The organism is Bradyrhizobium nanningense (assembly GCF_004114535.1).
GTDB classification, from domain to species: Bacteria; Pseudomonadota; Alphaproteobacteria; order Rhizobiales; family Xanthobacteraceae; genus Bradyrhizobium; species Bradyrhizobium nanningense.
Window position 1 is genome coordinate 48,998 of sequence record NZ_LBJC01000005.1, and the last position, 21,852, is coordinate 70,849.

Consider the following 21,852-nt stretch of genomic DNA (forward strand, 5'->3'; position numbering starts at 1 on the left):
GTCAAAGCGGATCAGGCCTCAAGGAGAGCATTCCATGCGTTCAGTCGGACATTTCATCGGTGGCAAGGAGGTCAAGGGTACCTCGGGCCGCACCGCCGACGTTTTCGAGCCGATGACCGGTGACGTCCAGGCCAAGGTGGCGCTGGCGTCCAAGGCCGAGGTCCGCGCCGCCGTCGAGAACGCGCGCGCCGCGCAGCCCGAATGGGCCGCGACCAACCCGCAGCGCCGCGCCCGCGTGATGATGAAATTCGTCGAGCTGGTGCAGCGCGACTACGACAAGCTCGCCGAGCTGCTCGCGCGCGAGCACGGCAAGACCGTGCCGGACGCCAAGGGCGACATCCAGCGTGGCCTCGAGGTCGCGGAATTCGCCTGCGGCATCCCGCATCTGATGAAGGGCGAGTACACTGAAGGCGCCGGCCCCGGCATCGACATCTATTCGATGCGCCAGGCTCTCGGCGTCGTCGCCGGCATCACGCCGTTTAACTTCCCGGCGATGATCCCGATGTGGAAGTTCGCGCCGGCGATTGCCTGCGGTAACGCCTTCATCCTCAAGCCGTCGGAGCGCGATCCCGGCGTGCCGATGATGCTCGCCGAGCTGATGATCGAGGCGGGCCTGCCGGCCGGCATCCTCAACGTCGTCAACGGCGACAAGGAAGCGGTCGACGCCATCCTCGATGACCCCGACATCAAGGCGATCGGCTTCGTCGGCTCCACCCCGATTGCGCAGTACATCTATGAACGCGCAGCGCAGACCGGCAAGCGCTGCCAGTGCTTCGGCGGCGCCAAGAACCACGCCATCATCATGCCCGACGCCGACATGGACCAGGCGGTCGACGCCCTGATCGGCGCCGGCTACGGCTCGGCCGGCGAGCGCTGCATGGCGGTCTCTGTTGCCGTCCCCGTCGGCAAGGCCACGGCCGATCGGCTGATGGAAAAGCTGGTCCCGCGCGTCGAGAGCCTCAAGATCGGCACCTCGATCGATCCGTCCGCCGATTACGGCCCGCTGGTGACGCGCGAGGCGGTCGAGAAGGTCAAGAGCTACATCGACATCGGCATCAAGGAAGGCGCGACGCTCGCCGTCGATGGCCGCGGCTTCAAGATGCAGGGCTACGAGAAGGGCTTTTATCTTGGCGGCTCGCTGTTCGACAACGTCACCAAGGACATGCGGATCTACAAGGAAGAGATCTTTGGCCCCGTGCTCTCGGTCGTGCGCGCGCACGACTACAAGGAAGCACTGGCGCTGCCGTCCGACCATGACTACGGCAACGGCGTTGCCATCTTCACCCGCGACGGCGACGCCGCGCGCGACTTCGCGGCCAAGGTCAACGTCGGCATGGTCGGCATCAACGTGCCGATCCCGGTGCCGATCGCCTATTACACCTTCGGCGGCTGGAAGAAGTCCGGCTTCGGCGATCTCAACCAGCACGGTCCGGACTCGGTCCGCTTCTACACCAAGACCAAGACGGTGACCTCGCGCTGGCCGTCCGGCGTCAAGGAAGGTGCGGAGTTCTCGATCCCGCTGATGAAGTAAGGCTGTAGCCCAGCCCGTCATTGCGAGGAGCGGAGCGTAGCGACGAAGCAATCCAGAGTCTTTCCGCGGAGGCAGCCTGGATTGCTTCGCTGCGCTCGCAATGACGATGGGGCAAGAGGGTAGGCGGCAGCATGCAGTTCGCTCTGAACGAGGATCAGATCGCGGTTCGCGACATGGCGCTCGCGTTTGCGGCGGAAAAGATCGCGCCGCATGCGCTGCGCTGGGACGAGGAGAAGCATTTCCCCGTCGACGTCATGCGCGAGGCGGCGACCCTCGGCATGGGCGGCATCTACATCCGCGACGATGTCGGGGGATCCGCGATGACGCGGTTCGACGCAGCGCTGATCTTCGAGGCGCTGGCGACGGGCTGCCCGACCACCTCGGCCTTCATCTCCATCCACAACATGGCGAGCTGGATGATCGATGCCTACGGCAGCGACGCCCAGCGCCATCAATGGCTGCCGAAGCTCTGCACCATGGAGCTGATCGCGAGCTACTGCCTGACTGAGCCGGGCGCCGGCTCGGACGCGGCGGCTCTGCGCACCCGCGCGGTGCGTGAGGGCGACCATTACGTCCTCAACGGCCAGAAGCAGTTCATTTCCGGCGCCGGTGGCACCGATTTGCTGGTGGCGATGGTGCGCACCGGCGGTGACGGCCCCGGCGGCATCTCGACCCTCGTCATCGACGGCAAGACGCCGGGCGTCTCCTTCGGCGCCAATGAGCGCAAGATGGGGTGGAACGCGCAGCCGACCCGTGCGGTCATGTTCGAAAACGCGCGCGTGCCTGTTACCAATCGCCTGGGCGAGGAGGGCATCGGCTTCAAGATCGCGATGGCCGGCCTCGACGGTGGCCGTCTCAACATCACGGCTTGTTCACTGGGCGGTGCGCAGACGGCGCTCGACAAGGCGCGCGCCTACATGAAGGAGCGCAAGGCGTTTGGAAAACGTCTCGACGAATTCCAGGCGCTACAATTCCGCCTTGCCGACATGGCGATCGAGCTCGAGGCCGCGCGCACCTTTTTGTGGCGGGCTGCCGCAGCGCTCGACCGCAAGGACCCTGATGCCACCATGCTGTGCGCGATGGCCAAACGCTTCGGCACCGATGTCGGTTTCGAAGTCGCCAACCAAGCGCTGCAGCTTCACGGCGGCTACGGTTACCTCAGCGAATACGGCATCGAGAAGATCGTGCGGGACTTACGCGTGCACCAGATCCTCGAAGGCACCAATGAAATCATGCGGCTGATCGTGGCGCGCAAGCTGATCGAGGGCGCGCGATGAATGCAGCGGAAGAGGGCGATCTCGTCGCCCGCGTCGAGGGTGCGGCCGGCATCATCAGGCTCAACCGTCCCAAGGCGATCAATGCCGTGACGCTGGAGATGTTTCGCGACATCGAGAAGGCGCTCGACCGTTTCGAATCCGATCCGGCCGTCAGCGTCATCGTGCTGGAAGGTGCCGGCGAGCGTGGCCTCTGCGCCGGCGGCGACATCCGCGCGCTCTGGGAGAGCTCGAAGGTGAACGGCGACCTCGGCAAGATCCTGTGGCGCGAGGAATACATCCTCAACGCCCGGATCAAGAAGTTCCCAAAGCCGTATGTCGCCTTCATGGACGGCATCGTGATGGGCGGCGGCGTCGGTCTGTCGGCCCATGCCAGCCATCGCGTCGTCACGGATCGGACGAAGCTGGCCATGCCCGAGGTCGGTCTCGGCTTCTTCCCCGATGTCGGCGGCACCTATCTGTTGTCGCATTCGCCGGGCGAGATCGGCACCTATTTCGGGCTGACCGGCCAGACCATGAACGGGCCGGACGCGATCCATGCGAAGTTCGCCGATTGGGTCGTGCCGGCGGTGAAGTTGCCGGAGCTGCGCGAGGCGCTAACGAAGCTGCGTTCCGGCGCGGCCGCCGCCGATGTCGGCAAGCTCATCAGCGGCTTTGCCACCGGTGAGACCGCGGGGCCGGTGGCTGCGAAGGAGCCAATCATCGATGCGCTGTTCGGCTTCGATCGCATGGAGGACATCCTTGCGGCGCTCGACCGCGACGGCTCCGAATTTGCACTTGCAACGCTGAAGGCGCTCAACGAAAAATCGCCGCGCGGCATGGTGGTGACGCTGAAGCTCTTGCGGCTCGCGCGCGCTTCATCGAGCCTGGAGGAGTGTCTGGTGCGGGAATACCGCGCTGCGCTGGAAGTCTTCCGCAGCGACGATTTTCGCGAAGGCGTGCGTGCTGCCGTGATCGACAAGGACCGCAACCCGACCTGGTCGCCGCGAGCAATCGAGGATGTGACGCCGGAGATGCTTGCACCATATTTTGCCGAGATCGGCACTGATGAGCTGAAGTTCAGCTAACAACGCGACAGCGGAGGAAACGACAATGGCCACGATCGCATTCATCGGTCTCGGCAACATGGGCGGCCCGATGGCCGCAAACCTCGTCAAGGCCGGCCACAAGGTCGTGGCGTTCGACCTCGTCGAAGCCTCCCGCAATCAGGCGAAGGCCGATGGCGCCAGCATTGGCGAGAGCGCAGCCGGTGCGGTGAGGGGTGCCGATGTCGTCGTCACCATGCTTCCCGCAGGCAAGCATGTGCTCGGCGTCTGGAACGAGGTCGTGCCCGCCATGACCAAGGGCGCGCTGATCATCGACTCTTCCACCATCGACGTCGAGAGCGCGAGGGCCGCGCATGCGCTGGCCGCCAAGAACGGCGTGCTTTCGGTCGATGCGCCGGTCTCCGGCGGCACCGGCGGCGCCAAGGGCGCGACGCTCACCTTCATGTGCGGCGGCGAGGAGAAGGCATTTGCCGCGGCCAAGCCGGTGCTGGAGAACATGGGCAAGAAGATCGTCCATTGCGGCGGCGCCGGCGCAGGCCAGGCGGCCAAGATCTGCAACAACATGATCCTCGGCATCTCCATGATCGCGGTCAGCGAAGCCTTTGCGCTCGGCGAGAAGCTCGGCCTCTCGCACCAGGCGCTGTTCGACGTCGCCTCGACCTCGTCGGGCCAGTGCTGGTCGTTGACGACCTATTGCCCGGTGCCGGGCCCGGTGCCGACCTCGCCCGCCAACAACGACTACAAGCCGGGCTTTGCCTCGGCGCTGATGGTGAAGGATTTGACGCTGGCGCAGGACGCCGCGAAGGCTGCTGGCGCGGCCACGCCGCTCGGCAAGCATGCGCAGGAGATCTATCAGTCTTTCGACGCAGCAGGCCAGGGTGGGGTGGATTTTTCCGGAATTATCAAGCACGTTCGCAGCCTCGCTGGAAAATAGCGAGGCTTCGTGGCCCGGATGGAGCGAAGCGCAATCCGGGATAGGTCCTCGCCGAGGCCAAGTTGGCCCCGGATTGCGCTTCGCTCCATCCGGGCTACGCTCGAAGATCAAATCGACGGGCCCGGATCATGACGACATTTTTGGAAGCGCGCGCGTTTCTGCTGGATCACGGCACGGACTACGAGGCCGCGGTCAAAGGCTTCCGCTGGCCGGATCCGGTTGCCTTCAACTGGGCGCTCGATTGGTTCGACGCCGAGCTGGCAGCAAATGCGGAGAGCAGGGATCGTCCCGCGCTCTGGATCGTCGATGCCGCACAGGATCGCCAGACGAAGCTGTCCTTCGCGGCGCTCTCGAAGCGCTCCAACCAGGTCGCGAATTTCCTCCGTGCGCAGGGCCTGAAGCGCGGCGATCATCTCCTGCTGCTGCTCGGCAATGTGGTTCCGCTGTGGGAGACCATGCTGGCGGCGATGAAGCTCGGCGTCGTCGTAATTCCCGCCACCACGCTGCTCACCGCGGATGAGCTCCGCGATCGTCTCGATCGCGGCAAGGCGCGAGCCGTGGTGGCGGCTGAGGACCAGGTTACGAAATTCGCAAGCCTTGGCTCCGAGAATGTCGTCCGCATCGTGGTCGGCGCGGCCTCCGACGGATGGCTCGCTTACGATGAGGCCGCGAAGGCCTCTGAGAGTTTTGCGGCTGACGGTCCGACCAATGCTGACGATCCGATGCTGCTTTATTTTACCTCGGGCACGACCGCCAAACCAAAACTCGTCCGGCACAGCCAGCGCAGCTATCCCGTCGGCCATCTCTCGACCATGTACTGGATCGGGCTGAAGCCCGGCGACGTCCATCTCAACATTTCCTCGCCCGGCTGGGCCAAGCACGCCTGGAGCTGCTTCTTCGCTCCGTGGAATGCGGGGGCGACGGTGTTCGTGGTCAACCAGCCGCGCTTCGATGCGAAAGGCCTGCTTGCCACCATCGGCCGCTGCGGCGTCACCACGCTGTGCGCGCCGCCGACGGTGTGGCGGCTGTTCATCCAGGAGAACCTCGCATCGTTCAAGGTGGCCTTGCGCGAGGTCTGCGGCGCTGGCGAGCCGCTGAACCCTGAAGTGATCGACCAGGTGCGGGCGGCCTGGGGCCTCACCATTCGTGACGGCTACGGCCAGACCGAGACCACGGCGCTCGCCGGCAACTCGCCGGGCCAGAAGATCAAGATCGGCTCGATGGGCCGGCCGCTACCGGGCTATCGCGTACAGATCAGCGACGCCGACGGCCAGCCCGCCAGGGAAGGCGAGGTCACGCTGGTGCTCGGCGCCGAGCGGCCCGCCGGCCTGATGCAGGGCTACCAGAGCGACGACGGCAAGCTGTCCGGCGCCGAGGACGAGCTGTACCGCAGCGGCGATGTGGTGTTCGAGGACGACGAAGGCTATCTCACCTTCGTCGGCCGTTCCGACGACGTGTTCAAATCATCCGATTACCGCATCAGCCCGTTCGAGCTCGAGAGCGTGTTGCTCGAGCACGAGCTCGTCGCGGAAGCTGCGGTGGTGCCGAGCCCGGACCCGATCCGCCTTGCCGTCCCCAAGGCGTTCGTGCTGCTGACCTCGGGCACCGAGCGGACGCCGGAGACGGCGCTCTCCATCTTCCGGCACCTGCATACGCGGCTTGCCCCGTTCAAGCGCATCCGCCGCCTCGAAATCGTCACCGAGCTGCCGAAGACGATCTCTGGCAAAATCCGTCGCGTGCAGCTACGACGGCTTGAACGCGACGACGATCGCGAGGATCCCCTGCGCGGCCGGGAATTCCGCGAGGAGGATTTTCCTGACTTGTCGAAAACACGGAGTGAGAGCTAAGTGAACCAAATCTGGAAGTCGCCGCCGATCACGCTGGAGGCCTATCGGGCCCTGGTCGGCAAGGAGATCGGCGTGTCGTCCTGGCATCTGATCGACCAGCCTCGTATCGACACCTATGCCGACGTGACCGAGGATCACCAGTTCATCCACGTCGATCCTGAAAGAGCCAGGACGGAAACCGCGTTCGGCACCACCATCGCCCACGGCTTCCTGACGATGTCGATGCTATCGGTGATGTCCTACGAGGTGATGCCGGCGATTGCGGGCACCACGATGGGCGTCAATTACGGTTTCGACAAGCTGCGTTTCATCTCGCCGGTGCGCTCGGGCAAGCGCATCCGCGGCCGCTTCGTACTGGCCGAAGCCAAGCTGCGCAAGCCGAATGAACTGCAGTCCCGCACCAATGTCACGGTCGAGATCGAAGGCGAGGACAAGCCGGCGCTGATCGCGGAGTGGCTGGGTCTGATCTATTTCGCCTGATCCGAGCCGTCATGGCCGGGCTTGACCCGGCCATCCAGCGCTGCTCAAAAGCCTTTCGATTTGATGGATGGCCGGGTCAAGCCCGGCCATGACGAACTAGCATCTAGGAAACGCACTCATGGCAATCAGGTTCGACGGACGCGTCGCCATCGTCACCGGCGCGGGCAATGGTCTCGGCAAGGCGCATGCGCTGGGGCTGGCCAGCCGCGGCGCGAAAGTGGTGGTCAACGATTTCGGCGGCGGGCGCGACGGCACCGGCGGCTCGCTGTCGCCGGCCGAGGCCGTGGTCGAGGAGATCCGCAAGGCCGGCGGCACCGCGATGGCCGACGGCGCGGACGTCTCCAATTTCGAGCAGGTCACCGCCATGGTCGAGCGCGCCACCAGGGAGTGGGGCAGCGTCGATCTCATGTGCGCCAATGCCGGCATTTTGCGCGACAAGTCGTTCGGCAAGATGGAAGCGGCCGATTTCCAGAAGGTGCTCGACGTGCATCTCGTCGGCACTTTCTATTGCTGCAAGGCGGCCTGGGCCGGCATGCGCGACCGCAACTACGGCCGCATCGTGCTGACGACGTCGTCCTCGGGCCTCTACGGCAATTTCGGCCAGGCCAATTACGGCGCGGCGAAATCAGGCATGGTCGGCCTGATGAACGTGCTGGCCGAGGAAGGTCGCAAGAACGACATCCGCGTCAACATCATCTCGCCGACGGCGGCCACCCGGATGACCGAAGAGCTGCTGCCGCCCCAGGCGCTGCAACTGATGAAGCCGAACGCGATCACGCCCGCAGTCGAGTACATGCTGAGCGAGGACGCGCCGACCCGCACCATCATGGGCGCCGGCGCCGGCTCTTTCGCCGTGATCAAGATCCTGGAGAGCGAAGGCATCAACCTGCCGGAGTCTGAATGGACGCCGGACGCCGTCGCCGCGCATTTCGCCGAGATCAGCGACATGTCGAAGGCCAAGGCGCTCACAGGCGCGTTCGAGCAGACGCAGAAATACGTGGCGCAGGCCGCGGCACGGGCGGGGATCAAGCTCTGACTGACATCGCCGTCATCGGCACCGGTCCCGCCGGGCTGATGGCGGCGGAAGTGCTGGCGCAGGGCGGCGCCCGCGTCACCGTCTACGACGCCATGCCGTCCGCGGGCCGCAAATTCCTGATGGCGGGCCGGGGCGGGCTCAACCTCACCCACAGTGAGCCGCTGCCGCAGTTCATGGCGCGCTATCGTGAGGCCGCACCGACGCTGCAAGCGGCGATCGCGGCGTTTTCGCCTGAGGCGCTGCGTGTCTGGAGCGAGGCGCTCGGCGAGCCGACCTTTGTCGGCAGCAGCGGGCGCGTGTTTCCAAAAGCGTTCAAGGCCTCGCCTTTGCTGCGCGCCTGGCTGCGGCGCCTCGATGCGAGCCGCGTGCGGTTTGCCTTCCGGCATCGCTGGACCGGCTGGGATGGCGAGGGACGGCTGCTGTTTCGAACGCAGGAAGGCCTGGCCGCCGTCGTTGCCGACGCGACCGTGCTGGCGCTCGGCGGCGCGAGCTGGCCACGGCTCGGCTCGGACGGCAGCTGGGTCGAATTCCTCGCGGCAAAAGGCGTTGCCATCTCAAAGCTGCGGCCAGCCAATTCCGGCTTCATGGTTGCTTGGTCAGATGTGTTTCGCGATCGTTTCGAGGGACAGCCGCTCAAGGGCGTGGCGCTGACGGTCGGCGCACACACGGTGCGCGGCGAAGCCATGATCACCCGCAGCGGTATCGAAGGCGGCACGGTCTACGCGCTGTCGGCGGAGCTGCGGGAGGCGGTACTGGGTCTCGGGCAAGCGAATTTGATGATCGCGTTGCGGCCCGACCTCGACGCGGCCGCGCTGACCACGCGGCTATCGGGCACGCGCGGCAAGCAATCCCTGGCGAATTTCCTGCGCAAGGCGGCGCAAGTGATGCCGGTCGGAATCGGCTTGATGCAGGAAGCCGCCATCGCCTCAGGACGGCCGCTCGCATCGCTCTCGCCGGCGGAGCTTGCGCACCTGATCAACGCCATTCCGATTCAGCTCACCGGCGTCGCTCCGATCGATCGCGCGATCTCGACCGCGGGCGGGATCGCTCTTGGTGAACTCGACGAGCACTTCATGCTGCGCAAGCTGCCGGGCGTGTTCGCGGCCGGCGAGATGCTGGATTGGGAGGCACCGACCGGCGGCTATCTGCTGCAAGCCTCGTTCGCGACGGGGGCTGCGGCGGGCAGGGGTGTGTTGGCGTGGCTGCAGCGTTCGTAGAACGCCGCCGCCCTTCGAGGGCTGCTGACGAAGCGGCCACCTCAGGGTGACGGCTACGAGAGAGCGTTAGCTTGCGATGGCCTAGAGAGAGCGTCATCCTGAGGTGCGAGCGGCGCAATGCAAAGCAGCGCGCCGGGAGCCTCGAAGGATGCGCGAGCGTTCCGACGCCAGCGACGCAGCTCTCTACCGCAGCTTTCCCCGCGCCGCCACCGGCAGCGTGCCGATGATTTCCTCGCCGCGGACCATCACCACCTCGTCCATCATGTTGACGACGACGCAGACATGGTTCGGCACGATGCGGACGACATCGCCGATATTGGGGCGCGTGTTGCTGCGGGAGAGGTCGAGAAAGCCGTGCTCCTCCGCGAACTTGGCGATCTTGGCCTCGGGGTGCTCCAGGATCAGGCCGTGGCCGTCGAGACCGCCGGTGTCCGTGGTCAGCGTCTTCGAACCGGCGTCGAGGATGCCGCGCTCGGGCGCGGCGCGGCTCACCACCGTCGAATAGATGTGCAGCGCGCAATCGTCCCAGGTCGCCGAGCCCGCCGCGACCTGCATGCGGTCGTTGTAGATGTAGGTGCCGAAGCGATGCTCGGTGCCGCCCTTGAGCTTGCCGATGTTCTTCAGGTTCGGCGTGCCTCCGGTGGAGACGATTTTTGCATCCAGCCCGTGCGCGCGCACGCCCGCCAGCGCCTCGTCGTAGAATTTTTGCGCGTCCGCCCAGCCGGTCTCGGTCGGATACAGCATGAAGCCGGCGAACTCGAGTCCCTTGGATGCCGCGATCTCGCGCGCCAGCGCTATCGCTTCAGCTGGCGTCTCGACGCCGGCGCGCTTGCGGCCGGTGTCGCATTCGACCACGACCGAGAGCGGACGGCCGGACGCCGCGGCCGCCTTGGGCAGGCCGGCGACGACGGTGGAGTTGTCAGCGGCCACCGTCATGTTGGCCTTGGCCTGCAGCGCGCCGAGCCGCGCCATCTTCTCTTCACCCAGCAGATTGTAGCTGATCAGGATGTCGTCGATGCCGGCATTGGCCATGATCTCGGCTTCGCCGAGCTTCTGGCAGGTGATGCCCTTGGCGCCGGCCGCGACCTGCATCTTCGCGATGGTCGGGTTCTTGTGGGTCTTGATGTGCGGCCGGTTGGCGATTCCTGCGTCGTCGCAGGCCTTCTGAATTCGCGCGATGTTGCGCTCGACCCTGTCCATGTCGATGACGGCACAGGGCGTGCCGTACTCACGGGCGATCTTGGCGGCGAGGGGAGTGGTCATGAGTTATGCCTGTTCAATTTCTTCGCGGAGCATTTCCAGTTCGAGCCAGCGCTCTTCGGCCGCCGACAATTCGTCATGCGCCTTGGCGATGGCGGCTGAGGTGTCGTCGAATTTTTTGCGATCCCTCGCATAGAGGTTGGGATCGTCAAGCACCCGCTGCAGCTTGGCGATGTCGGCCTGCAACGTTTCCATCTTCTTCGGCAGCGTCTCCAGCGCATGCTTCTCGTTGAAGCTCAGCTTCCGCTTCGGCGAGGAGGCGGGAGCAGCGGAGCGCTCTTCCTTCTTCTCCGTCGGGACTTGCGTCTTCGCCGTCTCGCGCTTCAGGTCCGCGCCGCGCTGCACCAGCATGTCGCTGTAACCGCCGGCGTACTCGATCCACTTGCCGTTGCCCTCGGGCGCGATCACGGAGGTCACGACGCGGTCGAGAAAGTCGCGGTCGTGGCTGATCAGGATGACGGTGCCTTCGTAATCGCCGAGCATCTCCTCGAGCACGTCGAGCGTTTCGAGATCGAGATCGTTGGTCGGCTCGTCCAGCACCAGGAGGTTCGAGGGTTTTGCCAGCGCGCGCGCCAGCATCAGCCGGCCGCGCTCACCGCCGGAGAGCACCTCCACCGGAGTGCCGCGCTGCTCTTGCGCGAACAGGAAGTCCTTCATGTAGCCGACGACATGCTTCGGCTTGCCGCCGACCATGATTTGATCGCCACGACCGCCGGTCAAGGCTTCAGCCAGCGTCGATTTGGGATCGAGGCTTTCGCGGTGCTGGTCGAGCGTGGCCGTCTCCAGATTGGCGCCGAGACGTATCATGCCGGAATCCGGCTGCATGCCGCCGGTGAGCAGATTGACCAGCGTGGTCTTGCCGGCGCCGTTTGGCCCGATGATGCCGAGCCGGTCGCCGCGCTGGATGCGGGTCGAGAAATTCTCGACGATCTTGCGATCGCCGTAGGCCTTGGTGATGCCCTTGGCCTCGATCACCAGCTTGCCTGACTGCTCCGCTTCGGCGGCCGCGAGACTGGCGGTGCCGGCGGTGCCGCGATAGTTGCGGCGCTGGTCGCGCAGTGCGTGCAGATTGGCGAGGCGCTTGACGTTGCGCTTGCGCCGGCCGGAGACGCCATGGCGCAGCCAGTGCTCTTCGTCGACGATCTTGCGGTCGAGCTTGTGCTGGTCGCGCTCTTCCTCGGCCAGCACCTCGTCGCGCCAGGTCTCGAACGAGGCAAAGCCGCGGTCGATCTGCTTGATCCTGCCGCGGTCGAGCCAGGCGGTGGAACGCGACAGATTGGTCAAGAAGCGGCGATCATGGCTGATGATCACCAGCGCGCTGCGGCGGCCGTCGAGCTCCTGTTCCAGCCATTCGATGGTGGCGAGATCGAGATGGTTGGTCGGCTCGTCCAGCAGCAAAATGTCGGGCGAGGGCGCCAGCACATAGGCCAGCGCCGCGCGACGGGCTTCGCCACCGGAGAGATCATGCGGGTTCTCCTCGCCGGTGAGGCCGAGCTGCTCCAAGAGATAACGCGCCTGGTGCTGGTCGTCGCCGGGCGCAAGCCCGGACTCGACGTAAGCAAGCGTGGTCTTGTGCTCGCCGAAATCGGGCTCCTGCGGCAGATAGCGGACGGTGGCGCCGGGCTGCACGAAGCGCGTGCCGCCGTCGGGCTCGACCAGGCCGGCCGCGATTCTGAGCAGCGTCGATTTGCCGGAGCCGTTGCGGCCGATCAGGCAGACGCGCTCGCCTGGGGCGACATTGAGCTCGACGCCGGACAGAAGCGGCGTCCCGCCAAAAGTCAGCCGGATGTCTTTCAGTTGGACCAGCGGCGGCGCCATGATCAGCCTTGATTCAGATTTTGGCTCGTTGCCGCCTGATCGGCGCGGCGGCGCTGGATTCGGCGCAGCGTCTGGTCAAGCGCCGAGAGGAAGGCGGAACGGTCGCGCGGCGAGTACGATCTGGGGCCCCCGGTGACCTCACCGGCCGAGCGCAGATCCGTCATCAGATTGCGCACCGCCAATGTCATGCCGATCGATTCCTCGGTGAACGGCTTGCCGTTCGGCGCGATCACGTCGGCCCCCGCCTTCACGCAGCGGCTGGCGAGCGGGATGTCGGAGGTGATGACGACGTCGCCCGGCTTGGCGCGCTCGGCGATCCAATCGTCGGCCGCGTCCATGCCGCTACCTGCGACGATGCGCTCGATCAGCGGGTCCTGCGGCACGCGGATGAAATTGCCCGCGACCACGCTGACCGGCACGCCGTGCCGGAGCGCGACGCGATAAATCTCGTCCTTCACCGGGCAGGCGTCGGCGTCGACATAGATACGGGTGGGGGCCTCAGTCATTCGCCGCGTGGTACCCCATTCGGGCCGCAAAGGCGAGGGGATTGACCGCTGTTCCCCGGCGCCTACGATCGGCCCGAAACAACAAGAATATGGGAACGCCAGCCATGCCGAACCGGCTCGAAACCTACCGCGTCGAGGCCTACAACACCGCAAAACAATCCGAAAACAAGATGCATGACGACAAAGTGGCGCGCCGCTTCGGGTTTTCCGGCGGGCTTGTCCCGGGCGTCGACGTCTTTGCCTACATGATGCACGTGCCGATCGCGCGCTGGGGCCGCGATTTCCTGAGCTGCGGGCTGGTCGAGGCCCGCTTCATCAAGCCGGTCTATGACGGCGAGACGGCCGATGTCGATGCCACCGAGCATAACGGCTTGCTGACCATCGAGGTGTTCAGCCGCACCGAGCTCTGCGCGACCGGGACGGCCTCGCTGCCGGCGGCTGCGCCGGCGGTGTCGCTCAGCGACTATGTCGCGGTGCCCGCGGTGACCGAGCGCAAGCCGGTGAGCCCTGCGACGTTCGAGACCGGCAAATGGCTGGGGACCACGCCGCGCCGTTGGGCCGGGCAGGATGCGACGGACTATCTCACTGACGTCAGGGAGAACGATCCGATCTTCGCGCGGGAGGGGCTCGGCCATCCCGGCCTGATCCAGCGCGTCATGAACCGGGTGCTGGTCGACAACACCATTCTGGGCCCCTGGATCCACGTCGGCAGCCGCATGCAGCTGCTGTCCGCCGCCCGCGCCGGCGACGAGATCACCGCGCTGGCCAAGGTCACCGCGAATTACGAGAAGAAAGGCCATCGCTTCGTCGAGCTCGACGCGCTCGTCGTCGCCAACGGCACCACGCCGCTCGCCCACTGCCAGCACACCGCGATCTACCAGCCGCGCGAGCAGGCGGCGGCTTAGGGGAGGCAAGCCTGTCACCACAAACGCGATGTCATGCCCCGGCTTGACCGGGGCATCCAGTACGCCGCGGCCCATCCGTGAATTACTGCTGTCTCGGAATACTGGATCGCCCGATCAAGTCGGGCGATGACAGTTGTGCGTGTGGTGGCGGCGAGTGACCGTCTGCGAAAGAGTCCCTTACGCCGCCTTTGCCTTCGCGTCCTGGATCGCGCGCCACACGCGCTCCGGGGTCAGCGGCATGTCGATGTGCTTGATGCCGTAATCCGAGAGCGCATCGAGCACGGCGTTCACCACCGTCGACAGGCTGCCGGCGCAGCCGGCTTCGCCGCAGCCCTTGCTGCCGAGCGGGTTGGTGGTGGCGGGCACCGGATGATCGCCGATCGTCATGTTGGGCACGTCCTCGGCGCGGGGCAGGGCATAGTCCATCAGCGAGCCCGTGATCGGCTGGCCGCTCTCGTCGTAGCGGATGTGCTCCATGAGCGCTTGCCCGATGCCCTGGACCACGCCGCCATGGAGCTGGCCCGCGACCAGCAGCGGGTTGATCACCGTGCCGAAATCGTTGACCGCGCTGTAGCGCACGATCTGCACCACGCCGGTCTCCGGGTCGATCTCGACCTCGGCGACATGGCAGCCGTTCGGGAACGCCGAGGCGATCGGTTCGCTGGTGTGATCGACGTCGAGCGTATCAGGCACGCCCTCCGGCACTTTGCCGTCGTGCAGTTTCTTGGCGAGCTCCATGATGTCGATGCTGCGATCGGTGCCGGCGATCGTAAAGCTGCCGCCTTCGAATTCGATGTCGGCTTCCGATGCTTCGAGCACATGCGCCGCCGCGCGCTTGCCTTTCTCGATGACGAGCTTTGCTGCCCCAACGATGGCCTGGCCGCTCGCAGTGATCGAGCGTGAGCCGCCGGTGCCGTTGCCGGTGTGGACGATGTCGCTGTCGCCCTGCACCAGCTTGATGCTTTCGAAGGGAACCCCCAACTGCGCGCTCAGCACCTGCGCGAACGGCGTGGCATGGCCCTGGCCGTAATCGAGCGTGCCGGTGATGAGCTGCACGGAGCCATCGGGATCGAACACGATCTTGCCGAGTTCGACGCCGGGAGGCGCGGTAACCTCCAGATAGGAGCCGACGGCGATGCCGCGGAGCTTGCCCGCTTTCCTGCTCTCCTTCTTGCGCTTGGCGAAATTCTCGTGGTCAGAGATTTCGAGCGCCTTGTTGAAGACGGCCTGGAAGTCGCCGCTGTCATAGGTGACGCCGGAGGAGGCCGGGAACGGCATCTGGTTCGGCTTGATGAAGTTGCGCTTGCGTAGGGTCAGCCGGTTGATGCCCATCTCGTCGGCGGCGCGGTCGATCAGCCGCTCCATGTAATAGTTCGCCTCGGGCCGGCCGGCGCCGCGATAGGCGCCCATCAGCGTGGTGTTGGTCAGCACCGTCTTGATGTCCACGCACATCAGTGGCGTGCGATAGACGCTGGACAAGTTCTTGCCGGTGTTGAGCGAGAGCGGGCTTGGCGCCACGCCCGTGATGTAGGCGCCCAGATTGCCGTAACCGGACAGCCTTACGGCGAGGAAATGACCGTCCGCATCGAGAGCCAGCTCGGCATGGATCTTTTGGGCACGGCCGTGACTGTCGGAGAGAAAGCTGGTGGAGCGCTCGTCGAGCCATTTCACCGGGCGGCCCAGCACCTTGGCCGCGTACAGGATGCACATGTACTCGGGATAGTTGATGTTCTTCATGCCGAAGGAGCCACCGACATTGGCGGTGAGGATGCGCACCTTCTCGTTCGGCACTTTCAGGTTCTTGGCGAGATTGGCGCGGTTGCCGGCCACGCCTTGCGTCGGCACCTGCAGCGTATAGCGCTCGGTCTTCTTGTCGTAAGAGGCAAGGCCGACGCGCGGCTCCATCGAGACCACGGCGACACGGGTGTTCTCGATGTCGATCTTGGTCACATGGGCGGCGCTGGCGAAGGCGGCGTTGACCTTGTCCATGTCGCCATAGTGGTAGTCGAGCGCGACATTGTTCGGGATGTGGTCGTAAAGCTGCGGCGCGCCGGGCTGGGCGGCTTCCTCGGGGTCCGTCACTGCCGGCAGCGGCTCGATGTCGAGCTCGACCGCTTCGGCGGCGTCGCGGGCCTGGGCCAGCGTCTCCGCCACCACGAAGGCGACGGGATCGCCGACGAAGCGAACCTTGTCGGTCGCCAGCGGCTGGCGGTTGGTCTGGAGCAGGGGCGAGCCGTCGCGGCTCTTCAGCGGCAGGCCGCAGGTGAAGGGACCGTAGCCGGCGGCGTCGAGATCCTTGCCGGTCCATACGCCCAGCACGCCCGGCATCGCCTTGGCGGCATCAATGCCGATGCCACGGATGGTGCCATGGGCATGGGTGGAACGGACGACCACGGCATAGGCCTGGCCAGGCAGGTTGAAATCGTCGGTGTAGCGGCCCTTGCCGCGCACCAGCGTGTCGTCCTCCTTGCGGCGGACAGGCTGCCCGACGCCATATTTTTGCAGTGCAATAGCGTTTTCGAGCGTGGACGATTTGGTGTGTTCTTGCATGGAATTGACCTGAAAAGCCGGCATTTGCGCATTTTCGCGGCAGCGGGGCACCGGACTCCCTTGAGATAACCCACGACCCCGTTCACGACAACGCACGAATGGACATGGTCCCATGTGATGCGTTGTTGCGCATACCCGCCGCGCTGCTAATGTTTCAGGCGAAAAAGCAATTCCAGACCGGCCCGACCGGCCGCGGAAAGACAGTTTGTATGAATGACCACACGCGGCTCCGCGACGGCCATGCGCCGCACGGTGAGCTGGAGGGGTCGATGGCGGCGGTGGCGTTGGCCACCGAACCGGCCGTCGGCGCGCAGGCGCCGGGAACCGGCGTCTATGCGGCGCTGGACCTCGGCACCAACAATTGCAGGCTGCTGATCGCCTGTCCGACCCAGGACGGCTTTCGCGTCGTCGATTCCTTCTCGCGCATCATCCGGCTCGGGGAAGGAGTCTCGGCGACCGGTTGCATCAGCGAGGCCGCGATCGAGCGCGCCATCGCCGCGCTCAGCATCTGCCGCGACAAGATCAACATGCGGAAAGCACGCCGGCTGCGGCTGATCGCAACCGAAGCCTGCCGCGCGGCCTCGAATGCGGAGGGTTTCCGCAGCCGGGTGGCGGCCGAGACCGGCATCGAGCTCGAGGTGATCGACCGCGAGACCGAGGCCGCGCTCGCGGTGCTCGGCTGCTCGCCGCTGGTCGACCCGAGGGGTCGGGGCGCAATCCTGTTCGACATCGGCGGCGGCTCGACCGAGCTGGTGCGGATCGAGCGCGACGGCGAAAATCCGGAGCCGCGCATCAAAGCCTGGATGTCGATCCCCTATGGTGTCGTCACGCTCGCCGAGCAGTTCGGCGGACGCGACGTGACGCCGGAGATCTACGCGGCGATGGAGCAGGAGGTCGCGAACCACGTCGCGCCGTTTGCGGAAGAGCATGGCGGCGATCTCGCCGACATGCACCTGCTCGGCACCTCGGGCACGGTGACGACGCTCGCCGGTATCCATCTCAACCTCGCGCGCTACGACCGCCGCCGCATCGACAGCATCTGGATGAACGATTCCGACATCACCGCGACCATCAACAAGCTGCTCGGCATGAGCTACGAGGAGCGCGCGTCCAACAACTGCATCAGCGTCGAGCGCGCCGATCTCGTGCTCGCCGGCTGTGCCATCCTCGATGCCATCCGCCGCGCCTTTCCGCTGCCGCGCCTGCGCGTCGCCGACCGGGGCCTGCGCGAAGGCATGCTGGTCGAAATGATGCGCGAGGACGGCGCGCTCAGGAGCTGGTGAGATGGCCAAGGACACCACCGGCCGCCTGCACGTCCAGGTCAAGACCGGCGGCAAGCGCAAATTGTCGTCGAAGCTCTGGCTGGAGCGGCAGCTCAACGATCCCTATGTCGCCAAGGCCAAGGCGGCGGGCTATCGCTCGCGCGCCGCATTCAAGCTCTTGGAGATGGACGACAAGTTCCGGCTCTTGAAGCCGGGCATGGCCGTGGTCGATCTCGGCGCCGCGCCCGGCGGTTGGAGCCAGATCGCCGCCAAGCGCGTCGGCTCCACGGAAGGCAAGGGCAAGGTCGTCGCGATCGATCTGCTCGAGATGCCCGAGATTCCCGGTGTCGATTTCGCGCAGCTGGATTTCATGGACAACGACGCGCCCGAAAAGCTTACCGCGATGCTGGGCGGCGGCGCCGACGTCGTGATGTCCGACATGGCCGCCAACACCACCGGCCACCGCAAGACCGACCAGCTCCGCATCGTCGGCCTGGTCGAGACCGCGGCGGCGTTTGCCTGCGACGTGCTCAAGCCCGGCGGCACCTTCCTGGCAAAAACCTTCCAGAGCGGAGCCGACGCCGATCTGCTCGCCCAGCTCAAGCGCGACTTCGCCACGGTGCGCCACGTCAAGCCCGCCGCGAGCCGGCAGGATTCCTCGGAACGCTACGTGCTGGCGACGGGGTTTCGTGGTGAGGCAGCGAAGGATGAGCGGCCCAGCTCGCATTGACGTGGCGCGCCCTTCAGGGCCGCTGAGGCCTCCCATCCGGCATGCTCGCAGCGTTGACCGACGGGTTTCCGCCGGCAGCCTTGTCGTCTTGCCATCACGCGGGGCCGCGCTGGAGCGACAGTGCCTACGCGACCTTCTTCTCGAAGCTCGCGAACACGCTGAGCTTCAACCATGTTCGCAGGTCGGCAGCCAGCTTGCTGTTGCCTGTCAGAACGAACCGACCATCATCGGCCATTTGCACCACGGTCCTGAAACCGAGCCATATCTCGGTCATCGATTGCAGATCAGTCGTCACGTAGAGATCGACATCGAACCCTGGATTGACGAGGCAGAGATCAACATCTCTGTTCGGCTCCACGATCAGCCAATAGTTGCGCTCTGAGACCGGCCTGTCCTTGAAAATGAACTGGATGGTGTTGCGGCGTGCTGGCATGGGGTCGGTATCTATGTTTCGCCTGATGTCCCACATCAGCAGATTGGGATCGAGGTTCTTCAACGTTGCTTCCGTCGTCACCCATCTATGGCCCCATACGCCGATCGCTTCGATGATGGGACGTAGCTCCGTTCCCGCTTCAGTGAGACGATATTCGTGTCCGCCAGACTCGCGCTCGGTGGCGATGCGCGTGACGATGCCGGCGGCCTCGAGTTCTTTCAGCCGCTTGGAGAGGAGAGCGGGCGACATGCTCGGCACACCGCGGCGCAGCTCATTGAAGCGGGTCGAACCCATTACGAGCTCCCGCAAGACGAGCAGCGTCCAGCGCGAGCAGATGATCTCAGCTGCCATCGAAACGGGGCAGAACTGATTGTAACCGCCGTCCGACATTCGAACGCCTCCCTTTCGTCGCCTCCGAAGGCCGGGAGGTTAAGAGCGATCCCACACACTGGCCAGTTCAGAATCTGTACCGCTCAGATTCAGATTCAGAACTGGATGCTTCGCGGGTGCCAGGAGAGTCTGCGGCCCGTTGGTGAAACCGGGCCGATTTCCGGCAGGTTCCCGAAAAGGAGATGACCATGTCAGTGGCGACGCTACCCTTGGACTATACTGCCATCAAGCAACGACAGCGCACCGTCTGGTCGGCGGGTGACTATGCGATGATCGGGACGACACTTCAGATCGTCGGCGAGAGGCTCTGCGAGGCCGTCGATCTGCGGGCCGGAAGCCGCGTGCTCGACGTCGCCGCTGGTAACGGGAACGCGACGCTCGCCGCGGCCCGACGCTTTGCTGAGGTCACATCCACCGACTACGTGAGCGCTCTGCTCGAGCGGGGTAAGGAGCGCGCCGCGGCAGAGCGTCTCGCCGTCACTTTCCGGGAAGCTGATGCGGAGGCGCTCCCGTTCGATGACGGCAGCTTTGACGCGGTATTATCCACCTTCGGCGTGATGTTCACTCCCGACCAGGAGAAAGCGGCCGCCGAGCTGGTTCGCGTGGTGCGCCGAGGCGGGAAGATCGGGCTCGCCAACTGGACGCCGGAGGGTTTCATCGGTCAGCTCCTCAGGCTCGTCGGGAAGTACGCGCCTCCGCCTTCCGGGATAAGGCCGCCGACCCTGTGGGGCACCGCGGCGCGGCTTGGCGAGCTGTTTTCCGGACACCAAGTCAGCGTCTCGGAGCAGACCTTCACCTTCCGCTATCAGTCCCCAGAACATTGGCTTCATGTCTTTCGTTCGTTTTACGGCCCCACCAATCGCGCGTTCGCCGCGCTTGAGGCCGACAAGGCAGCTGGCTTGGAGGCGGACATTCTGGATCTGCTCGAGAAGTCGAACTGGGCTGGCCCCGATGGCCTCGTCGTCCCCAGCACCTACCTGGAAGTGGTGATCACGACAGCGTGAGAGCGCAATGAGGAGCGGGGGGCGGCCGCGAAATGCCTGGGTTCAGGAGGCTTTATCCTGCGAAAGGATTTCGCAAGCACCCAGATCAGGAATTAACACTGAGCTCACCCCAGCCGCTGATCCCTCACGTCCTGCGTATCCTCGGTCGCCGTCTTGACGGCGGCGTTGGCCGCCCTCTTCGCGGCGCCCTTGCGGCTCGCGATCTCCACAGCCTTGCGGCCGGAGATCTCGTGGCCGGCATCAACGGGCATCTGCCAGAAGAACCAGCTCGAGGCCGCCGAGGTCAGCGCGACCACGACGAAGGCCGGCGCAAACATTGTGGCGTCGATCTCGCTGACATGGTGGACCCACATCGTCGTTTCCACGCACGCCGCGCCGACCGCGACGCCCGCGGAGACGGCGAGCTGCTGGTTGACGCTGACGAGCGTAGTGGCGCGGCTCATCTGCCCGGTCTCGACGTCGGCATAGGCGACCGTGTTGATCGCGGTGAATTCCAACGAGCGGAAGAAGCCGCCGACCACCAGGATCACCATGATGATGAGCAGCGGCGTCGTCACCGTGAACAGCGCGCAGACGGCGAGGAAGAACGCGCTGACGATCGCGTTCACCGTCATCAGATTGCGGAAGCCGAAGGTGCGGATGAGGCGTGCCGCCAGCGTCTTCATGCCCATCGCGCCGAGCGAGGAGGCGAAGGTGACGAGGCCGGAATGGAATGGGGAGAGGCCGAAGCCGATCTGCATCAGCAGCGGAAGCAGGAACGGCAGCGCGCCGATGCCGAGCCGGAACATGAAGCCGCCGAACACGGCCGCGCGCAGGGTCGGCAGCCTCAGGAGCGAGAAATCCAGCACCGGCGACCCCGTGCGCCGGGCGTGCAGGACATACAGCGTCATCGAGATCGCGCCGCCCACGACCAGCGCGGCCACCGTGCTCCAGGGCAGGAGGTTGAGCCCGGCCACCGAGAGGCCGAACGCGATGCCGGCAAGCCCGATACCCGCGAGGACCATGCCGTAGAGATCGAACGGCTCCTGGGTCTCGCTCTTGATGGGATCGATGAAGCGCAGCGCCATGAAGATGCCGAGCAGCCCGATCGGAATGTTGATCAGGAAGATCCAGTGCCAGGAGGCGTAGGTGGTGATGAAGCCGCCGAGCGGCGGGCCGATCACCGGACCTATGAGAGCAGGGACCGTCACCCAGGCCATGGCGTTGACCAGCGCGCTCTTGTCCACCGAGCGCAGCAGCACGAGGCGCCCGACCGGGGTCATCATTGCCCCGCCCATGCCTTGCAGGATGCGCGCGAACACGAAATCGGTCACCGAGGAGGAGAGCGCGCAGCCGACCGAGCCCACCATGAACACGCCGACCGCGATCGCGAACACCATCCGCGCTCCGAACCGGTCGGCGGTCCATCCGCTCGCTGGAATGAACACCGCGAGCGACAGCAGATAGGAGGTGATCGCGAGCTTCAGCGTCAGCGGACTGGTGCCGATGTCGGCCGCGATCGCCGGCAGCGAGGTGGCGATGACCGTCGAGTCCATGTTCTCCATAAAGAGAGCAGTGGCCACGATCAGCGGAATGACGCGTTGCTTGTCGACCATGACGGATTGGTAATGAAAATCGGAAGGAAGGGCT

At 65.4% G+C, this 21,852-nt stretch carries 17 protein-coding genes and 1 pseudogene; 12 read left to right on the top strand and 6 right to left on the bottom strand.

Features of this window, described 5'->3' with window-relative positions:
- Positions 1-34: 34 nt before the first annotated feature.
- The 8 genes and pseudogenes from XH84_RS01935 to XH84_RS01970 all read left to right on the top strand — a co-directional run bounded on the left by XH84_RS01935 (position 35) and on the right by XH84_RS01970 (position 9,365).
- Positions 35-1,531 carry a CoA-acylating methylmalonate-semialdehyde dehydrogenase gene (locus tag XH84_RS01935; RefSeq protein ID WP_128917686.1) on the top strand — a complete coding sequence of 499 codons (1,497 nt, stop codon included), beginning with the start codon at positions 35-37 and terminating at the stop codon, positions 1,529-1,531.
- Positions 1,532-1,662: 131 nt separating this feature from the next.
- Entirely contained in the window at positions 1,663-2,808 is a 1,146-nt protein-coding gene (locus XH84_RS01940; protein ID WP_128917685.1) for an isobutyryl-CoA dehydrogenase, read from the top strand.
- Entirely contained in the window at positions 2,805-3,872 is a 1,068-nt protein-coding gene (locus tag XH84_RS01945) for an enoyl-CoA hydratase/isomerase family protein (RefSeq protein WP_128917684.1), read from the top strand. Before XH84_RS01940 ends, XH84_RS01945 begins: the two co-directional genes overlap by 4 nt.
- A 13-nt stretch (positions 3,873-3,885) precedes the next feature.
- Positions 3,886-4,785, top strand: a pseudogene (gene mmsB, locus XH84_RS01950) (3-hydroxyisobutyrate dehydrogenase); the annotation flags it as partial.
- 128 nt (positions 4,786-4,913) lie between these two features.
- Positions 4,914-6,632 carry an AMP-binding protein gene (locus XH84_RS01955; protein WP_128917682.1) on the top strand — a complete coding sequence of 573 codons (1,719 nt, stop codon included), beginning with the start codon at positions 4,914-4,916 and terminating at the stop codon, positions 6,630-6,632.
- Entirely contained in the window at positions 6,633-7,112 is a 480-nt protein-coding gene (locus XH84_RS01960; RefSeq protein WP_128917681.1) for a MaoC family dehydratase, read from the top strand.
- 118 nt (positions 7,113-7,230) lie between these two features.
- Complete coding sequence (locus XH84_RS40530) at positions 7,231-8,148, top strand: SDR family NAD(P)-dependent oxidoreductase (RefSeq protein ID WP_128917680.1); 918 nt, start codon at positions 7,231-7,233, stop codon at positions 8,146-8,148.
- A complete protein-coding gene (locus XH84_RS01970) occupies positions 8,145-9,365 on the top strand; it encodes a BaiN/RdsA family NAD(P)/FAD-dependent oxidoreductase (RefSeq protein WP_283811917.1) in 1,221 nt (406 codons plus the stop codon). Before XH84_RS40530 ends, XH84_RS01970 begins: the two co-directional genes overlap by 4 nt.
- 183 nt (positions 9,366-9,548) lie before the next feature.
- On the opposite strand, the gene XH84_RS01975 is transcribed toward XH84_RS01970, so the two are convergent.
- The 3 genes from XH84_RS01975 to XH84_RS01985 are packed head-to-tail and all read right to left on the bottom strand — an operon-like array spanning position 9,549 to position 12,949.
- Positions 9,549-10,628, bottom strand: a complete 1,080-nt coding sequence (locus XH84_RS01975; protein WP_128917678.1) for a D-TA family PLP-dependent enzyme — start codon at positions 10,626-10,628, stop codon at positions 9,549-9,551.
- A gap of 3 nt (positions 10,629-10,631) precedes the next feature.
- On the bottom strand, positions 10,632-12,443 hold the full coding sequence (locus XH84_RS01980; protein ID WP_128917677.1) for an ABC-F family ATP-binding cassette domain-containing protein: 1,812 nt from the start codon (positions 12,441-12,443) through the stop codon (positions 10,632-10,634).
- Positions 12,444-12,445: 2 nt separating this feature from the next.
- The gene (locus XH84_RS01985; RefSeq protein WP_128917676.1) at positions 12,446-12,949 is read right to left on the bottom strand and encodes a YaiI/YqxD family protein; all 504 of its coding nucleotides are present in this window, start codon (positions 12,947-12,949) and stop codon (positions 12,446-12,448) included.
- Between the two features lie 104 nt (positions 12,950-13,053).
- On the opposite strand from XH84_RS01985, the gene XH84_RS39505 reads away from it, so the two are divergent.
- Entirely contained in the window at positions 13,054-13,854 is an 801-nt protein-coding gene (locus tag XH84_RS39505; RefSeq protein ID WP_164936011.1) for a hypothetical protein, read from the top strand.
- 177 nt (positions 13,855-14,031) lie between these two features.
- Here the strand turns inward: XH84_RS39505 and XH84_RS01995 are convergent, their stop codons facing one another.
- On the bottom strand, positions 14,032-16,404 hold the full coding sequence (locus XH84_RS01995; protein ID WP_128917675.1) for a xanthine dehydrogenase family protein molybdopterin-binding subunit: 2,373 nt from the start codon (positions 16,402-16,404) through the stop codon (positions 14,032-14,034).
- A gap of 209 nt (positions 16,405-16,613) precedes the next feature.
- Between XH84_RS01995 and XH84_RS02000 the strand changes: the two genes are divergently transcribed.
- Complete coding sequence (locus XH84_RS02000; protein WP_128917674.1) at positions 16,614-17,687, top strand: Ppx/GppA phosphatase family protein; 1,074 nt, start codon at positions 16,614-16,616, stop codon at positions 17,685-17,687.
- Position 17,688: 1 nt separating this feature from the next.
- Positions 17,689-18,396: an RlmE family RNA methyltransferase gene (locus XH84_RS02005; RefSeq protein WP_128917673.1), complete on the top strand. Its 708-nt coding sequence runs from the start codon at positions 17,689-17,691 to the stop codon at positions 18,394-18,396.
- A gap of 124 nt (positions 18,397-18,520) precedes the next feature.
- On the opposite strand, the gene XH84_RS02010 is transcribed toward XH84_RS02005, so the two are convergent.
- Positions 18,521-19,219, bottom strand: a complete 699-nt coding sequence (locus tag XH84_RS02010; RefSeq protein WP_128917672.1) for a winged helix-turn-helix transcriptional regulator — start codon at positions 19,217-19,219, stop codon at positions 18,521-18,523.
- 182 nt (positions 19,220-19,401) lie between these two features.
- Here XH84_RS02010 and XH84_RS02015 point away from each other — a divergent pair, with 182 nt between their 5' ends.
- Complete coding sequence (locus XH84_RS02015) at positions 19,402-20,223, top strand: class I SAM-dependent methyltransferase (protein WP_206734084.1); 822 nt, start codon at positions 19,402-19,404, stop codon at positions 20,221-20,223.
- Positions 20,224-20,327: 104 nt separating this feature from the next.
- On the opposite strand, the gene XH84_RS02020 is transcribed toward XH84_RS02015, so the two are convergent.
- Complete coding sequence (locus XH84_RS02020; RefSeq protein WP_128917670.1) at positions 20,328-21,818, bottom strand: MFS transporter; 1,491 nt, start codon at positions 21,816-21,818, stop codon at positions 20,328-20,330.
- Between the last annotated feature and the right edge of the window lie 34 nt (positions 21,819-21,852).

What these genes read in the sequence shown, in the direction of transcription:
- XH84_RS01935 (WP_128917686.1), top strand. Translation starts at nt 35, where the DNA reads ATGCGTTCAGTCGGACATTTCATCGGTGGCAAGGAGGTCAAGGGTACC.
- XH84_RS01940 (WP_128917685.1), top strand. Translation starts at nt 1,663, where the DNA reads ATGCAGTTCGCTCTGAACGAGGATCAGATCGCGGTTCGCGACATGGCG.
- XH84_RS01945 (WP_128917684.1), top strand. Translation starts at nt 2,805, where the DNA reads ATGAATGCAGCGGAAGAGGGCGATCTCGTCGCCCGCGTCGAGGGTGCG.
- XH84_RS01955 (WP_128917682.1), top strand. Translation starts at nt 4,914, where the DNA reads ATGACGACATTTTTGGAAGCGCGCGCGTTTCTGCTGGATCACGGCACG.
- XH84_RS40530 (WP_128917680.1), top strand. Translation starts at nt 7,231, where the DNA reads ATGGCAATCAGGTTCGACGGACGCGTCGCCATCGTCACCGGCGCGGGC.
- XH84_RS01975 (WP_128917678.1), bottom strand. Translation starts at nt 10,628, where the DNA reads ATGACCACTCCCCTCGCCGCCAAGATCGCCCGTGAGTACGGCACGCCC.
- XH84_RS01980 (WP_128917677.1), bottom strand. Translation starts at nt 12,443, where the DNA reads ATGGCGCCGCCGCTGGTCCAACTGAAAGACATCCGGCTGACTTTTGGC.
- XH84_RS01985 (WP_128917676.1), bottom strand. Translation starts at nt 12,949, where the DNA reads ATGACTGAGGCCCCCACCCGTATCTATGTCGACGCCGACGCCTGCCCG.
- XH84_RS39505 (WP_164936011.1), top strand. Translation starts at nt 13,054, where the DNA reads ATGCCGAACCGGCTCGAAACCTACCGCGTCGAGGCCTACAACACCGCA.
- XH84_RS01995 (WP_128917675.1), bottom strand. Translation starts at nt 16,404, where the DNA reads ATGCAAGAACACACCAAATCGTCCACGCTCGAAAACGCTATTGCACTG.
- XH84_RS02000 (WP_128917674.1), top strand. Translation starts at nt 16,614, where the DNA reads ATGAATGACCACACGCGGCTCCGCGACGGCCATGCGCCGCACGGTGAG.
- XH84_RS02005 (WP_128917673.1), top strand. Translation starts at nt 17,689, where the DNA reads ATGGCCAAGGACACCACCGGCCGCCTGCACGTCCAGGTCAAGACCGGC.
- XH84_RS02010 (WP_128917672.1), bottom strand. Translation starts at nt 19,219, where the DNA reads ATGTCGGACGGCGGTTACAATCAGTTCTGCCCCGTTTCGATGGCAGCT.
- XH84_RS02015 (WP_206734084.1), top strand. Translation starts at nt 19,402, where the DNA reads ATGACCATGTCAGTGGCGACGCTACCCTTGGACTATACTGCCATCAAG.
- XH84_RS02020 (WP_128917670.1), bottom strand. Translation starts at nt 21,818, where the DNA reads ATGGTCGACAAGCAACGCGTCATTCCGCTGATCGTGGCCACTGCTCTC.